Origin of the sequence: Pedobacter gandavensis (assembly GCF_014172405.1) — a bacterium.
GTDB lineage: Bacteria > Bacteroidota > Bacteroidia > Sphingobacteriales > Sphingobacteriaceae > Pedobacter > Pedobacter gandavensis.
The window spans coordinates 697703-712984 of the sequence record NZ_WNXC01000001.1; the positions used below are offsets into that span (position 1 = coordinate 697703).

At 38.7% G+C, this 15282-nt stretch carries 12 protein-coding genes; 8 read left to right on the forward strand and 4 right to left on the reverse strand.

The window, feature by feature from the left end:
• Nucleotides 1-80: 80 nt before the first annotated feature.
• Complete coding sequence (locus GM920_RS02700) at nt 81-485, reverse strand: hypothetical protein (RefSeq protein ID WP_182953175.1); 405 nt, start codon at nt 483-485, stop codon at nt 81-83.
• A gap of 29 nt (nt 486-514) precedes the next feature.
• Entirely contained in the window at nt 515-3097 is a 2583-nt protein-coding gene (topA, locus tag GM920_RS02705; protein WP_182953177.1) for a type I DNA topoisomerase, read from the reverse strand.
• 414 nt (nt 3098-3511) lie between these two features.
• On the opposite strand from topA, the gene GM920_RS02710 reads away from it, so the two are divergent.
• The gene (locus GM920_RS02710; protein WP_182953179.1) at nt 3512-4024 is read left to right on the forward strand and encodes a glutathione peroxidase; all 513 of its coding nucleotides are present in this window, start codon (nt 3512-3514) and stop codon (nt 4022-4024) included.
• Nucleotides 4025-4099: 75 nt separating this feature from the next.
• On the opposite strand, the gene GM920_RS02715 is transcribed toward GM920_RS02710, so the two are convergent.
• Nucleotides 4100-4447 (reverse strand): rhodanese-like domain-containing protein, encoded by a 348-nt coding sequence (locus GM920_RS02715; protein ID WP_182953181.1) that lies wholly within the window; start codon nt 4445-4447, stop codon nt 4100-4102.
• A gap of 132 nt (nt 4448-4579) precedes the next feature.
• On the opposite strand from GM920_RS02715, the gene GM920_RS02720 reads away from it, so the two are divergent.
• Both GM920_RS02720 and GM920_RS02725 read left to right on the forward strand, forming a co-directional pair.
• Nucleotides 4580-5302 carry a hypothetical protein gene (locus GM920_RS02720; RefSeq protein ID WP_182953183.1) on the forward strand — a complete coding sequence of 241 codons (723 nt, stop codon included), beginning with the start codon at nt 4580-4582 and terminating at the stop codon, nt 5300-5302.
• A 44-nt stretch (nt 5303-5346) separates the two neighbouring features.
• Complete coding sequence (locus GM920_RS02725) at nt 5347-6099, forward strand: substrate-binding domain-containing protein (protein WP_182953184.1); 753 nt, start codon at nt 5347-5349, stop codon at nt 6097-6099.
• A 21-nt stretch (nt 6100-6120) separates the two neighbouring features.
• On the opposite strand, the gene GM920_RS02730 is transcribed toward GM920_RS02725, so the two are convergent.
• Entirely contained in the window at nt 6121-6960 is an 840-nt protein-coding gene (locus tag GM920_RS02730) for a DUF6266 family protein (RefSeq protein ID WP_182953186.1), read from the reverse strand.
• Between the two features lie 390 nt (nt 6961-7350).
• Between GM920_RS02730 and GM920_RS02735 the strand changes: the two genes are divergently transcribed.
• From GM920_RS02735 to GM920_RS02755, 5 genes are all read left to right on the forward strand, one after another.
• Nucleotides 7351-8241 carry a magnesium transporter CorA family protein gene (locus GM920_RS02735; protein ID WP_182953188.1) on the forward strand — a complete coding sequence of 297 codons (891 nt, stop codon included), beginning with the start codon at nt 7351-7353 and terminating at the stop codon, nt 8239-8241.
• A gap of 382 nt (nt 8242-8623) precedes the next feature.
• On the forward strand, nt 8624-10081 hold the full coding sequence (locus GM920_RS23585; protein ID WP_202986022.1) for a LuxR C-terminal-related transcriptional regulator: 1458 nt from the start codon (nt 8624-8626) through the stop codon (nt 10079-10081).
• Between the two features lie 187 nt (nt 10082-10268).
• Complete coding sequence (locus tag GM920_RS02745; protein ID WP_182953190.1) at nt 10269-10817, forward strand: RNA polymerase sigma factor; 549 nt, start codon at nt 10269-10271, stop codon at nt 10815-10817.
• A 56-nt stretch (nt 10818-10873) separates the two neighbouring features.
• Nucleotides 10874-11890, forward strand: coding sequence for a FecR family protein (locus tag GM920_RS02750; protein ID WP_182953192.1), 1017 nt, complete (start codon nt 10874-10876; stop codon nt 11888-11890).
• Nucleotides 11891-11981: 91 nt separating this feature from the next.
• Nucleotides 11982-15275, forward strand: coding sequence for a SusC/RagA family TonB-linked outer membrane protein (locus GM920_RS02755; protein ID WP_182953194.1), 3294 nt, complete (start codon nt 11982-11984; stop codon nt 15273-15275).
• The last annotated feature ends 7 nt before the right edge of the window (nt 15276-15282 follow it).

Consider the following 15282-nt stretch of genomic DNA (forward strand, 5'->3'; position numbering starts at 1 on the left):
TCTGTTCTTGTAGGTAGAAATAGACATGAAAATTAACAAAAAGGATTGGTTTCGGAAACTAAACCGAAATTAAACCAAAATTATTTTATCATCACTCCTGGCTTGTTAACCAGGGGAATTCGAATTAGGTTCTCATCAACGATACTTTCTGGTAGAAAAATAAATTTCTTATCATAGATGACGTCATTGATATAATAGCTCAGCCAATATTCATTGGTTAGGCCTAGTACTTCAGGAGCAATAGCTTCCACACCAGCAAAAGATTGCGGCATTATATTTCCTAAAGAGTGACGTAAAACAGAAGTTTGTACTTTTCTGCCGTCTTTTTCTCCGTAACCTTTTGAACTGATCATTACATTTTCCAATACCTCATTTTTTAGGTTGATCAGGTATACAGTCCAGTTTTTAAACTCTGGACTTTCGCTGGTCAATACCACTGCAATGGCAATATCTTCTACTATATTTTCAGGGAGATCTTTTTTCATAATTGCGCTCCGTAGGGGCTACCTACTAATTATTTCTTTGCTACTGTTTTCTTTTTTGCAGGTGCTTTTGCCGCTTTTGTAGTGGTTTTTGCTGCTGCTTTTTTCTTGGTTGCTTTAGGTTCAAACGCATTTGGAACCTGCTCAACAATTAGTTTTTTTACTTCTTCCAGAGAAACTGAAGCCAGGTCTTCCGGAGTATATTTCTCACCTGTAGCCGGGTTTTTACCAAGTTTCAGCATGTCTTTACCGAAACGGATGAAAGGTCCCCATCTGCCGTTTTCAATGGCAATTTTCTCATCATTCCATTGCTGAATGAATCTGTTTGCCTCTTTCTCTACCTTTTTACTAATCAGCTCATTGATGTCTGCAGTAGAAAGCTCGTCGAAGTTGTATGCTTTAGGTACATTGATAAACAAGTCGTTCCATTTGATGAAAGGACCGAAACGGCCTTTGCCTTTAGTAACCGGTAAACCTTCATAATGTGCAACTGGAGCATCAGCAGTAATTTTCTCCTGAATAATTTCTATGGCGCGGTCTCTATCTACTGATAAAGGCTCTTCGTTTTTAGGAATAGAGATGTAAGTGTCACCCCATTTCACGTAAGGACCAAAACGGCCTACACCTACGGAAACTTCTTTACCTTCGTAATCTTCCAGCTGGAAAGGAAGTTTGAATTGCTCTAGAGCGTCCTCAAGGGTTACTGTCGCAACTGATTGAGATTTAGCTAAACTCGCATAACGCGGTTTTTCCTCATCGTCATTCTGACCGATTTGCACCAATGGACCAAATTTACCAACTTTAGCATAGACGTTCTTTCCCGAAACAGGATCCACACCTAATAAGCGCTCTCCGTTTGCACGTTCCGCGGTTTCTAAAGTAGTTTCTACTTCCTGGTGGAAAGGTGTGTAGAAGGAGTGGAGCATTTTAGTCCATTCCTGCAGACCTTGCGCGATCTCATCAAATTCCTTCTCTACATTCGCAGTAAAGTTAAAATCGACAATCCCTTTAAAGTGTTCTACCAGGAAGTCATTTACAACTTCACCTATATCTGTTGGGAAGAGTTTTGATTTCTCTGCACCCGTAATTTCTGTTTTAATCTGTTTGTTAACTGCGCCGTTAGCCAATACAATTGACGTAAAGGAACGCTGGCGACCATCACGATCTTCTTTGACCACATAACCACGGTTTTGAATCGTAGAAATTGTTGGTGCATAAGTAGATGGACGACCGATTCCCAGTTCTTCCAGTTTTTTAATCATGCTGGCCTCTGTGTACCTTGCTGGCGGACGGGAGAAACGTTCTGTAGCATTCATTTCTCTTAAGGTAAGTTCCTGGCCTTTGGCCAATGGAGGCAGCATATTGCTGTCTTCAGAATCTTCCAGATCATCGTCGTCACTGGATTCCAGGTAAACTTTTAGGAAACCGTCAAATTTCAATACTTCACCTTCGGCAACTAAATGCTCCTTGCGGGTACTGATGGCAATTTGTGCAGTTGTTTTTTCAAACTGAGCCTCAGACATCTGAGAGGCAATAGCGCGTTTCCAGATCAATTCATACAAACGTTGTTCTGAACTGTCTCCGGTAACGGTATGGTGATTGAAATAAGTAGGGCGGATGGCCTCGTGAGCTTCTTGTGCGCCTGCAGATTTCGTTTTATAAGTTCTTTGGTGGTGGTATTTTTCTCCCCATGCAGAGTTGATTTCCGCTGCTGCTGCTTGCAATGCGGTTTCCGATAAATTTACGGAATCGGTACGCATATAAGTGATACGTCCACTTTCATACAGTCTTTGCGCGATTTGCATCGTTCTCGATACCGAATATCCCAATTTACGGGATGCTTCCTGTTGCAAGGTTGACGTTGTAAATGGAGGAGCAGGGTTTCTTTTTGCAGGTCTGGTTTCTAAACTCGCCACGCTAAATCCAGCCTGGATACAGTCGTTTAAGAATTTCTCTGCATCTGCTTCTTTTTCAAAACGTTGTGGAAGTTCTGCTTTAACCACTTCTTTACCTTTTCCAGTACTGAATTGTGCAGATACCTTAAATGCAGCAGTTGCATTAAATTTATTGACTTCTCTTTCTCTATCTACAATTAGACGTACAGCTACTGACTGTACACGTCCTGCTGACAAAGATGGCTTGATCTTTTTCCATAATACCGGAGAAAGTTCAAAACCTACCAATCTATCCAATACACGGCGTGCTTGTTGAGCATTTACCAGATTATAATCGATTGTCCGCGGATTTTCTATCGCCTTTAATATTGCAGGCTTAGTGATCTCATGGAATACAATACGTTTGGTTTTATTTTCTTTAAGTCCTAAGGTCTCAAATAAGTGCCAGGAAATCGCTTCCCCTTCACGGTCCTCATCGGACGCTAGCCATACCATTTCGGCTTCCTTGGCTAACTTCTTAAGTTCGGCTACTACATGCTTTTTATCGGCAGGGACCTCATAGGTCTGCGCGAAATTATTGGCCACATCGATGCCCATATCCCCTTTAACCAAATCCCGGATGTGTCCGTAACTTGATTTAACAAGGAAATCTTTTCCTAAATACCCTTCAATGGTTTTAGCTTTTGCGGGTGACTCAACTATTAATAAATTCTTCGCCATTCAGAACGTTTTTCTGCAAATAAAGCTATAAATAAAGCTAATTTCAAAATCCGACACTAGTTTTATAGTAAATAAATTTGAAAAAGCCTCATTTTATCCTATATAAAGTGGTGATATCTAGCTTATTTATGGGCTTTATCCGTTGTATAGTGTTTTTTTGATAAAAAAATGGTTCTAAGCTCAGGCATGTCAATTGAAAGTGTATTTGAGATATTTCGGTCCTAAACGAGGTATTCCGTTCCTGCATATCTTTAATGAATGCAAATATTTCCGTTTTATCTACTAAGTATGGCTTCCATTTTCTTCCGAATCAGATCAAAGCTATTGTAGTTTTTTAGCAACTTTTAATGTCATAAATTGGGACAAACAATCTTTTTGTGCTTAACTTCGTTTATACATTAAAAATATCAAACTATGAATACATTATTAATATTACTGAGCCTGATCTTTACGCCACCGGCAAAAAGCATCTATGACTTTAGCTTTAAAACCATCGATGGTAAAGAGCTGAAGTTATCGAAATTCAAAGGAAAGAAGATCTTGATCGTGAACACGGCATCTAAATGTGGCTATACACCGCAATATGAGGAGCTGGAAAAATTAAGCAAGCAATACGGTAAAAATGTAGTGTTAATCGGATTTCCAGCTGGAAACTTCGGTGGACAAGAGTTAGCAACCAATGCAGAGATTCAAGATTTCTGTAAAAAGAATTTTGGCGTTACCTTTTTATTAAGCGAGAAAGTGAGTGTAAAAGGAGATGACATGAATCCATTGTTCAAATACCTGACCACTGCTGCAAACCCTGATTTCACTGGTGATATCAATTGGAACTTTGAAAAGTTCTTAATTAATGAAAAAGGAGAATTGGTACACCGTTTCCGTTCGAAAGTGAAACCTTTAAGCGAAGAGATCACCAAAAACTTTTAAGACCTTTTGACAATTTTATTTGAACCTGTTTCCTTCGAGACAGGTTTTTTTATGGATTAAATTTTGGGCCTGATCTTATAAGAAGTAATTCCTCCATTTCACAACACCACCTTTTAAGCTATAGATGTGTTTTTCCTGGCCGTACTTCTCGTGTAGCGCCTCTGCCGCAGCAACACTACGTATACCATGTTGACAGATGAAGACAATGTTTTCCTCAGCAATATCCATAGCTAGAAATTCTGCAAATTCAGACATGGGCACTTTTTTGAAGATTACCTCATTTAGTACAGGGAATTCATGACGCTCTCTTACATCAATAAGCAAGGTTGATCTTTCTTGTTGAATTGCAGTTAATTGCTCAGCATCAATTTCCGTATACCCTTTAATCATTTCAGCGGTATTGTGGTGTTCCATTTCCATCATGCAAATTTACCGTTTAAATACGAGTTTTGTTTAGTTCTTATATAAATAGATGATATGTCCTGGGCTGAATGATAGTGTTAAAAAAAGTTAAATGGCTGTTTTAAAGATACTCTGGTTAGTATCTTGGCAGAGATGAACTTAAAATTCGCTTTCAGGATTATATTTATCTTCCTATTTAACCCATTCACTTATAGCCTGGCACAAACTGTTAAGCGGATAGGTGGTGCTATTTTACAGGATGGCACAAAAGCAAGTATAGAGCAGGTAGAAGTTCGCAACCAGCGCAGTGGCCAAATGGTTTACTCTGATAAACTTGGAAGATTTGAATTGATCAGTAACATTGGTGACACCCTGGAAATACAAAGGATAGGATATCAACCTCAGAAAACTGTCGTTCAGAATTTCACTAATTTGATCATACGACTTAAACTCAGTAATCGCCTTAAAGAAGTGGTAATCACCGGTAAACTTGCTTCACAAAACTTCAGGGAGATCAGTACGGCCTATAGTAAGGAAAAGGGTATTTTCTATGGCGGAAAACCACCGCTTAGGCTTTTATCACCTTTTGGCGGGAGTCCTGTTACCTTTTTTTACGAGCTTTTAGGAAAGGATGGTCGCAGAGTAAGGCGATTAAATCAACTGGCTAAACAAGCTGCAGAAGCAGAAGAAATTGACAGGCATTTTAATGACCTCATTATTCAGCAGACTATACCTATAGACAGTGCTCAGCTGGAAGAATTCAAATTGAACTATACTCCGAAACTGGATAAGCTTAAGCAATGGTCGCGGTATGATGTGGCGAATTATATAAAAATCTCATTTGAAGAATTTAAGAAAAGAAACCGGGTTAATTGATTTGGCTACCTTAGTATAATTTTGTTCTATTTAAAATATCATATATGAAAAGTTTATTGAAGGAAATAGCCTTATCAGTAACATTGCTTGCCTCAACTACCTTGGTAAATGCACAGACAGACACGATATATGTTTATGGTCCTGGCGGACCGCTTTCTGCAATGAAAGCTTGTGCTGTACAATTTACAGCAATTACAAAAACTCCTGTTAAGGTAGTAGGTGGGCCAGAAAGTAAATGGTTAGCCAGCGCAGAAAAAAATGCTGATATCATTTATGGTGGTGCAGAATACATGCTAACTCAGTTTATACAAGCCCACCCCAACATGGTAAACGAAGCCAGCAGGACGGCTTTGTATCAAAGACGAGCAGCAATTTTAGTGAGACCGGGTAATCCTAAAAAGATCAATTCGATACGGGATTTAATACGAAAAGGAATTAAAATACTCGATGTAAATGGTGCAGGACAGCTCGGACTATGGGAAGACATTGCTGGGAAAGAGAATTTGATTGCTCCAATACAAAAAAACATTGGACAATCTTTTGCCAATACTGCCTTAGGTATCGAAGGCTGGAAAACCGATCGTAGTTTTGATGCCTGGATTACCTATGCTTCATGGCATAAAAATCTTAAGGACATCACGATGATTGTAGAATTTCCAGTTTCATTACGTGTGTATCGCGGTACACCTGTTGTACTTACACAAAATAAGAAGAACACTGGGAATGCTCAAAAATTCGTCGATTTTCTAAAGAGCCCGGCAGGACACCGGATATTTCAAAAATGGGGATGGGAGTAAGCTGTTTATGATACGAAAACTCTACTTGTCTGGGATTTTTAACTTTGGGGCTGATTGTAACCGAGATTTTAACTTTGCGTTTAACCTGGAATGTCCCTGATTCTTAATGGTAGTTTTTACTTTGCTAACCTGATTTATCTTGGCAACGGCTTGTTTTTTTACGATTCTATTAGCACTCGTATTTGTACTTAAATGATCTACCAAAGCTGCCTCCTTCAATTCGTTTTGATGGATACTACCCGCATACACACTGTCTGAAACTTCAGTCGCATCATCATTAATAAAGGAAATATAAGCCTCTATACGTTCATGGACAAGGTTAGGGTCAATTTGAATGCGATGTTTTCCTTCATGTCTGTGGGATCCACTGAGACAAGAAGTGGTTTGTCCCTGATCTGGCCAATAAAGTAGTATCATCGCCCGATCGTTTCTATTTTTCCATGGGAGATCAGCAGGTACCTCCCAGGTAAATTCAATTTCTGTCTCTATAAGTTGGATTTGAGGGCTTTCAGCCTTTAATAAGCTACCCATACTCACCATAGCTTTTGGGTAATCCAGCTGTGCATTTGGATACTCACCACTTACAGCGTGTTTTTTATTATAGGAAACGGCCTCATTGTAATAGTTTCTGTCCGTACCAACAACTTTAAGTCGGAAACCCAATCTTATAAATTGATCAATAGGCCTTAAAAACTTGTTGACGATCGTCATGCGGTCACAATTGATTTTTCTGGCAGAACTGAGGGGCCTGGTACTATGCCCAATCGTTCTGATAACGTTTTTTCCGTTCAGTTCATAGCCGACTAAATTACCTACGCGGCCATAAAATCCACCAAATAATCCGTTTTTTAAACTTCCCATAGCGCTGTTGTTGATTGGTAAGCAATGTGTTGTGATTGGTAAGGTAGTTAATAAGTTCGGTATTCTATCAGGATGCATAAAAATTGTGAGTAGGGTAAATCCATAGTTATGAGGTCATTAAAACATAGTTAAATGGTCATTTAGACCTATTAAGGATTAATCAACCATTAATTAAAGATGAATTAATAACGGTAGAAAATAGACGTCATTTCAAGCACATCACGGATGGAGTCCGAGCGTAATTTGATGGGATCGTCCTTGTGTTTGCAGCGGCTATGATTATAAACTGCTGGTTGAATAGCGAAATTTAAAATAAAGCGATCATGAGATTTTATCAGAACAATGGGAGCTGATTCGTGTTACAAGGATTAATAACCGAAAAAGAAATGTATGATCAACAATTTTACTGAACATCAGGGATTTGAATGGATTGATTTAATTGATCCCACAGCAGAAGAGCTTACAGGAGTAGCTGAAAAATACAACTTACATCCTGCATTGGTAAACGATTGTCTTCAACCTGACCATTTGCCAAAATATGAAAGAATGGAAGATTATGCTTTCATTATATTTAGAATCCATACCCATAATAACGTAGTTGAAGCTGATACTGTTCAGGAGTTGACCCATAAAATTGCCTTTTTCTATTCCTCTCGTTTTATCATCACCGTTCATAGGCGGAATCACGATTTAATCCTGCCGATTGTGGAACTCGTCAAGCATGAAAAATGCAGCAACACCCTTGATCTTTTGAACTTATTGATTAGTGCCTGTTTGAATACCTATACAGAACCATTAAGTAAGTTGGCTAAAGCTGTTGATTATTATGAAGAAGTCGTTTTCTTAAGGCCTAAGAAAGCACCATTATTAAAGGGACTTTATTATTTGAAACGTAAAACTGATTTATTGAAAAGGATGTTGATCTTGTCTTTTGACATCATTGATGCTTTGGATTCCCAGGAAGGAAACGTGAACACCCGAGACACCAGAGATCTCTATGTGAAGCATCAAAGTATTCTAGATGCACTTTTTGAAAATATCCACCAATTACTTGCCATATACTTTTCCGTTTCTTCTCAGAAAACCAATGAAACTATGCGCATACTTACTATTTTTTCAGTTTTTTTTATGCCCCTAACGTTTATTGTTGGGGTATATGGAATGAACTTTGAATTTATGCCAGAGTTGAAATGGGAGATGGGATATCCAGGTGTGATGGCGATGATGGTGTTGGTTACCATAGCGATCTACTTTTGGTTTAAAAGAAAAGGATGGTTGTAAAACCATCCCTTTTCTGGTTGAGGCGTATTGAATGAATTATATATTATAATCTGTATTCCAGTAGGAATTGTGATCCAGATTCTTTTGCTGTTATTTCTGACAAACATACTGCTTGCACCTCTTCTTTTTCCCACCCGAAGGGGTAGGTTTGAAAATAATACAGCTAAATTGACACTACCCATATGGGTGGGTTTTCTTGTAACTGGCTGTTGTGTAGTTTGTTGTGTTTTTTTGGTTTGAGGTGAATAAAAGAGGTTCAATTGAATGCTGAAGAAAAATGATTTAGGAGGATATGGAAGAAAATATCACCACAAGGTTATTACACGTAGAATAAGGGAAAAAAGGTTAATTTTAGCGTTTAAAATAGCCGCTTCCAGTTTTAATGAATTACTTCCCGCTTACCAGATTCCGATTCTTCTATCAACAGACAATCTTGTTATTGCTGTTTTTATTACAAGCTTTATTTGTGAATGGTCAAACTACTGACACGTCCAGATTTTTAGAAAAAGAGATCTCAAATCTCGATTTTAAACCGCTGGATAAGAACCCTTCATTTAGTTTTGCTACGCAAAAAGTTTTGCAAGAAAATCAGTCAAGGCAGTCTGGTTCTGCCGAGACCTATTTTTGGTTAAAAGGAAAGTTGCCCGCAAATCATTTAAATGAATTGCTAACCTTGCAAATCTCTTCTTCACATCTTCATGAAACCAGCCTTTACAGCTTTAACAATGGAGAACTTCAACAGGTAAAAGAGCAGACCGATCTGGCAAGATATGATCAGTTTAATTTTAAAACAGATAGTTCCGTTTACTATATAAGAAGTTCCGATGCTTTGTTGAAGCAATTGCCTTTGGTATTAATGGATGCGTCATCTTTTAATGAAAAAGAAGGAAAGAGGTTACTTCGAATAGGGTTTTATTACGGATTAGGCTTGATGTCTATTCTGTTTAATGTTGTCTTTTATCTTGTATTTAAGGATAAACGTTTTATTGCCTATTGCTTTTTGCAGATCGGGGTCTTTATAGAGTTTTTCTACGAGGATGGAATGTTTTACTATTTGTCTTCCGGGCAACTGGTTTTGGAGAACCTGTTGGTATATACCATTCCGTTAACGGCTTCATTTGCCTGCGTATTTGCTTATTATTTCCTGGATCTTAAAGACAGCCATAAGAATTATTGGCGTTATGTAACTCCGGTAATTGGCCTGGCCTTGTTGAATTTGATCTTATTTACCCTGTTTAAATGGGATGCTTCGATTCCAGTGAATGATTTTCTCAGTTTTTCAGCGGCCGCTATCCCAATAGGTATTGCCATCACCAGGTTTAGAAAAGATGTTTACGCGAGGTTTTTAGTGTTAACATTCGGCGTTATTGTCATTTTTGCAATAGGTTTTGTACTCAATATGAATTTCAATTTCTCTTGGTTAACTGGCTTTGATATGGATGCTTTGAGGATGGTCAGCGCTTTTGAAATTATTGCAATAGGCTTCGCCATCACTTTTAAAGTAAGGGCCTTGCAGGAAGAGAATGTGAATTTTAGGTTGGAGATTAACAAATATTTATTCAACATTAAAGATACGGTTAAGGTAACACCCCGTATTTCCAATTCCATCCCTGGTAATGATCAGGATATCCTGGAGGTCTTAAAGGGTAATTTTCAACTAACTGACCGTGAAACAGAGGTGCTACTGGGAATTTGGGAGGGTTTAAGCAATCAGGAGTTGGCTGATAAATTGTTCATTTCTGTAAATACGATCAAGTACCACATCAGTAATCTATACGTTAAACTGGATGTTAAAAATAGAACACAGGTACTAAGAATCAAGGAAAAGGTAAATGTTTAAGATTGCTTAACTAATGATAAATCCATGGGATTTGGTTTCTTCCTTCTGCTTTTTTACCTGAACACGATATGGAAACTAAAATTTTGGAAACCATAAAATATTAGCCATTCTACAGAACCGTTCTTTTAATCAGAATTAACACTATATTTAGTTTTGGCTAATATGAATCTAATAGTTTTGTACAGCAATGTTGAGCTATATCCATAATTTAAAATCGGGCAATCATGAGTCTTTTGAAATAGTCTTTAAACTATCTCACAAAAAGGTCTATGCCTATTTTTTTAAGAAGACTAACGATGAAGATATGGCTCAGGAGTTGACTCAGCTTGCTTTTATCAAATTATGGAACTTTAAACACACGCTATCAGAAACACATGAGTTGGATGTACAACTGTTCCGTATTGCAAGAACCACCTTGCTTGACTATTTCAAAAAGTTGAGTAATGACGAGCGAAACCTGAAACTTTATTATAACTGGATTTCAGAAGAAGCATTAGACCAGAATCAAAAGTTTGAAATTAACCAACAATTAGAAGTCGTGCTGAGTGTACTTCCTCCAACAAGGAAGAAAGTTTTCATTTTAAACCGCTTGCAAGGTTATTCCTATAAGGAGATTTCTGAACAGCTTTCCATCTCTCCGAGAACTGTCGAAAAGCACATTTCATTGGCGATAAAACAGCTTGATGGCTATGCTTATGTGCCCATGTTAATCCTGTTCGCTAAATTCCTCCAATAATTAAATTTATTTTTCAACCCTTACGGGTTTCTCTTTAATTCAATCGTATTGTTAGTATGAATGTATCTGATCAGTTGTTAGATAAATATTTTAAAGGACAGTGCAGCCCCGAGGAGCAGCTTCTGGTGTTGAACTATTTGAATGATATTGACGAGCTACCAGACCATTTATTAAGTCAGGCGGAATGGGATGAAACCAGCGATGCAATATTACCAGAGGGGAAAACGGAGGAAATCTTTAATGCAGTGAAAAAGCAAACTATGGAGCAGGTTTATCCTTTAAAATGGAAGAAAATCATCGCTGTAGCTGCTGTGGTGTTGGTCGTAGTTGGCCTTGCTCTTTTGGGTATCAAGACAGAAAAACCAGCCCCAAAACTCGCCGATAATCAGGCGCTGAATAAAGAAAAGGGAGATCCGATCAATTGGAAATCTATTGTAAACTATACTGATCATCAACAATTGATGCAGCTTCCGGATGGTTCTACGGTTAAATTATTTCCGGCTGCAGAACTCAGATATGCGATTCCTTTTGTGAAAAATAAACGCGAAGTATATTTAAATGGGAAAAGCTTTTTTGAGGTGTCAAAAGATCAAAACCATCCTTTTGTAGTTTATGCTAAGGGAATCTCGACCACAGCACTGGGTACTTCTTTCACTGTAACAGCTTTAAATAATAGCAAATTTATTAAAGTGCAGTTGCATACCGGTAAGGTCTTAGTGAAAAAAGCAGATTCCATTTCGAGATTTAGCGAGATCTTAATTCCTGGAAAGGAATTGGTATACAATAGTATTAAAAACAAAGTTGTTGTTTCTGATTCCAGAGTCTTAAAGGTAAAACCAGTAAATATGATAACGGAGCTGAATTTTCAGCAAGCCTCATTGGTGGATGTCTTTGACCAACTGGAAAAACAATATAAAGTGAACATCGAATACGATCGTGCCGATTTGGCCGAAATGTCCTTCACCGGTAATATAAAATTGACACAATCCATAACCACCATATTAGAAGAAATTGCCGAACTAAATAAACTTAACCAAATCAAAACAGTCAACGGTTATCTGATCAGAAAGTAAATCCAAAACCCTATTATTTTAAATACCAACATCCGCTAAAAATCGCGGACATGGAATCCTTTTGCCTAAAAACCAATAAAATAAATAAACTATGCTTAAAAAATTTACTACACATTTGTTCTTTTGCCTGCTGATTATGTCAGTATCGGCAAAAGCCCTGGCTCAAACATCGGAGATTACAGGGGTTGTAAAAGATGAAACAGGGCAGCCATTGCTCGGGGCTTCTGTGCTTTTACTGAACACTAAAACCAATGAAAAGAAGGGGATCATGGTGAACTCCGAAGGCAAGTTCTCCGTAAAGGGCCTTTCCTCAGGTGTTCCCTACAACATCAGCGCTTCTTATATCGGGTACGAAACGAAGATGATCAGCAATTACATTTTAAAACCGGGTGAACAAGCCACGCTGCTGATTCAGTTGAATCCTACTGCCAATAACTTATCGGATGTAGTGGTGGTGGGTTATGGAAGTCAGAAGAAGAAAGATGTCACTACTGCGATTGCAAGTATCAAGGCTTCCGATATTGAAAATCAGCCCATTAGTAACGCGGCAGAGGCCATGGTTGGAAAAATGGCTGGTGTACAGGTGTCGCAAGGTTCTGGTGCTCCTGGTGGAGCGCTTAACATCAAAGTTAGAGGGGTCGGTACCATTACTGCAGGATCAAATCCTCTATATGTGATTGACGGTGTACCGATTTCAAATGACAATATCAACACGCTAAACACCAATGATATTGCTTCGATTGAGGTTTTGAAAGATGCTTCATCAGCAGCTATTTACGGTTCAAGAGGCTCCAATGGGGTGGTTTTGATCACCACAAAACAGGGAAAAAATGGAGTAACCACGATTAATGTGAATAGCTATACCGGCTGGCAAACGCTGGCTCATAAGATCAAAATGATGGATGCTTATCAGTATTCTCAGATGGTTTTGGATTCAAGGAACAATTCTTATGTGGATGTGATGGAGGCCAACAACAGAAAGTATGCTGATAAAGGATTGCCTTTGGTTAATTATAGTGTAAATGACAACAATGGAATCCGCTTATTCAATACCGGCAACAATACCAATACGGTGATGCCGCTGGAAGTTTTACCTTATTTGCAAGGTCAGCAGGGTTTAACGAATACCGATTGGCAGGATCAGATTTTTAGAACAGCACCAATTCAAGATCATTCTATCTCGGCAGCTGGTGGTTCTGAAATGATGAAGTATTACGGTTCCCTGGAGTACTTCGATCAGGATGGAATCATTTTAAATAGTGGCTTCAAGCGTTACAGTGGTAGAATTAATTTGGAAGGAAAAAAAGGAGCGGTCAAATTTGGCCTTAACTTCAGTCCTTCAGTGATTAATGAAAAGAGAGTAAATGCGAATGGGGCTTACAATGCTAATGGGGGAGGTATTGTCGCTTCAGCCTTGCATTATTCACCAATTTTCCCGGTATACAATGTCGATGGCAGCTATAATTTTGCGCAGAATTCATGGAGTGCGGGGACTACGACAACTTTGCCAAATGGTAAAACCGCAGATGGTAATGGGGAAACACAAGCCTGGAACCCTGTCGCCCTGGCTATGCTTCAAAAGGATGATGTAGCGGCAACCAGGATGACTGGAAGTGCCTTTTTAGAAGCGGAATTAAGTAAGGATTTAAAATATAGGATTCAATTGGGTGTTGATTTATTCAACAGTTCTGAAGATATGTTTAGACCGTCTATATTCCCACAGTCTAACACCGCAGGAAATCCGTTATCTGATGCAACCGGTTCTTCACGTACGATTAAAGAAACCAACTGGTTGTTGGAGCAAACTTTAAATTACAACAAAACCATAGGCGATCATAGCATCAATGCCTTATTGGGATTCTCTACACAGAAAGACGATTTGAGTGGTAATTATGCTTTTGCATCAAAAGGGTTTATCAGTGATCAGGTGGAGTTTATTAAAGCCGGCTTGGTCACCAATGGAACAGCAACTAAAACACAATGGGCATTGGCATCTGGTATTGCCAGATTACAGTACGCTTATAAAGGGAAGTATTTATTTACAGGCTCAATGAGAGCAGACGGTTCTTCTAAATTTGGTAAAAATAACAAATGGGGGTATTTCCCTTCTGCATCCCTGGGTTGGAGAGTTTCTGAAGAAGATTTCCTTAAAGATTCCCAGACCATTTCAGATCTGAAGTTGAGAGCGAGTTATGGTTTGACGGGTAATTTTAACATTCCAAATTATGCAGCGCAAGGTTCGATGAACAATTACGGTTACGTGTTTGGCGGTACACCTCCAGCAGTAATTAATGGTGCGGCGCCAATTGCCAAGCCAAATGACGACTTGCAATGGGAAAAAACATCCCAGCTCAATGTAGGTTTTGATGCTGCCTTTTTTAATAATCAACTGACTTTATCTGTTGACGTTTATAACAGTAACACCAATAACCTATTGCTAGACGTACCGGTTCCAATCTCTACAGGTTTTGCTACGGAATTGAAAAACATTGGAAAAGTGAACAACAAAGGGATTGATATCAATCTAGGTACACAGCAACAATTTGGTGCTGTCAAATGGACGGCTAGTGGAAACTTCTCTAAGAACATCAATAAGGTGGTAGAATTGGGTCCAGGTAATGCAGACATTATTAAAACCGGCTCCGTAACCAATGCTTATTTTATTACCCGTGTGGGTGAGCCAATTGGTTCGTACTATTTACCAGTGGTTTTAGGTGTGTTTAAAAATCAGGCTGAAGTTAATGCTTATCCTCACTATATGGATACGCAGGGTAATTATGATGTGAATACTTCTAAACCTGGAGATTTTAAATTTAAAGATGTAGATGGTGATGGGGTTATTGACCTGACCAAAGATCGGGAGATTGTAGGGAACTACCTGCCTAAGTTTACCTATGGCTTTGCCACCTCTTTTGAGTATAAGGGTGTAGATTTAAATGTAGCGATGCAAGGGGTTTATGGAAATCAGATACTGAACCTTTCCCGCAGATATTTTGCAAATAAAGAAGGGAATATGAACAACATGATCAGTTCGCTGGACCGCTGGAAGTCGGAAAGTGATCCGGGAAGTGGTCAGGATGTGAGGGCCAATCGCGCAGCCAAAGGAAGTAATGGTACTACTTCAACCTGGCATATTGAAAACGGTTCTTATTTACGTATTCGTAACATTGCAATGGGTTATACCTTGCCTGAAAGATTGGTTAAGAAACTTACTTTAACCAAAGTTAGGGTGTATGTAGCCATGCAAAATCCTTTCACTTTTACCAAATATACCGGGTATAATCCAGAGGTAACCAACAGGAGCGATGCCACCACAAATGGCGAAGATTATGGGGTTTATCCAACAGCAAAAACAACATCAATAGGCATCAACATCACTTTATAACATTAGA

Excerpts from the sequence above, each read along its gene's own strand:
- GM920_RS02700 (WP_182953175.1), bottom strand. The coding sequence starts at position 485 with ATGAAAAAAGATCTCCCTGAAAATATAGTAGAAGATATTGCCATTGCA.
- topA (WP_182953177.1), bottom strand. The coding sequence starts at position 3,097 with ATGGCGAAGAATTTATTAATAGTTGAGTCACCCGCAAAAGCTAAAACC.
- GM920_RS02710 (WP_182953179.1), top strand. The coding sequence starts at position 3,512 with ATGAATACATTATTAATATTACTGAGCCTGATCTTTACGCCACCGGCA.
- GM920_RS02715 (WP_182953181.1), bottom strand. The coding sequence starts at position 4,447 with ATGATGGAAATGGAACACCACAATACCGCTGAAATGATTAAAGGGTAT.
- GM920_RS02720 (WP_182953183.1), top strand. The coding sequence starts at position 4,580 with ATGAACTTAAAATTCGCTTTCAGGATTATATTTATCTTCCTATTTAAC.
- GM920_RS02725 (WP_182953184.1), top strand. The coding sequence starts at position 5,347 with ATGAAAAGTTTATTGAAGGAAATAGCCTTATCAGTAACATTGCTTGCC.
- GM920_RS02730 (WP_182953186.1), bottom strand. The coding sequence starts at position 6,960 with ATGGGAAGTTTAAAAAACGGATTATTTGGTGGATTTTATGGCCGCGTA.
- GM920_RS02735 (WP_182953188.1), top strand. The coding sequence starts at position 7,351 with ATGATCAACAATTTTACTGAACATCAGGGATTTGAATGGATTGATTTA.
- GM920_RS23585 (WP_202986022.1), top strand. The coding sequence starts at position 8,624 with ATGAATTACTTCCCGCTTACCAGATTCCGATTCTTCTATCAACAGACA.
- GM920_RS02745 (WP_182953190.1), top strand. The coding sequence starts at position 10,269 with ATGTTGAGCTATATCCATAATTTAAAATCGGGCAATCATGAGTCTTTT.
- GM920_RS02750 (WP_182953192.1), top strand. The coding sequence starts at position 10,874 with ATGAATGTATCTGATCAGTTGTTAGATAAATATTTTAAAGGACAGTGC.
- GM920_RS02755 (WP_182953194.1), top strand. The coding sequence starts at position 11,982 with ATGCTTAAAAAATTTACTACACATTTGTTCTTTTGCCTGCTGATTATG.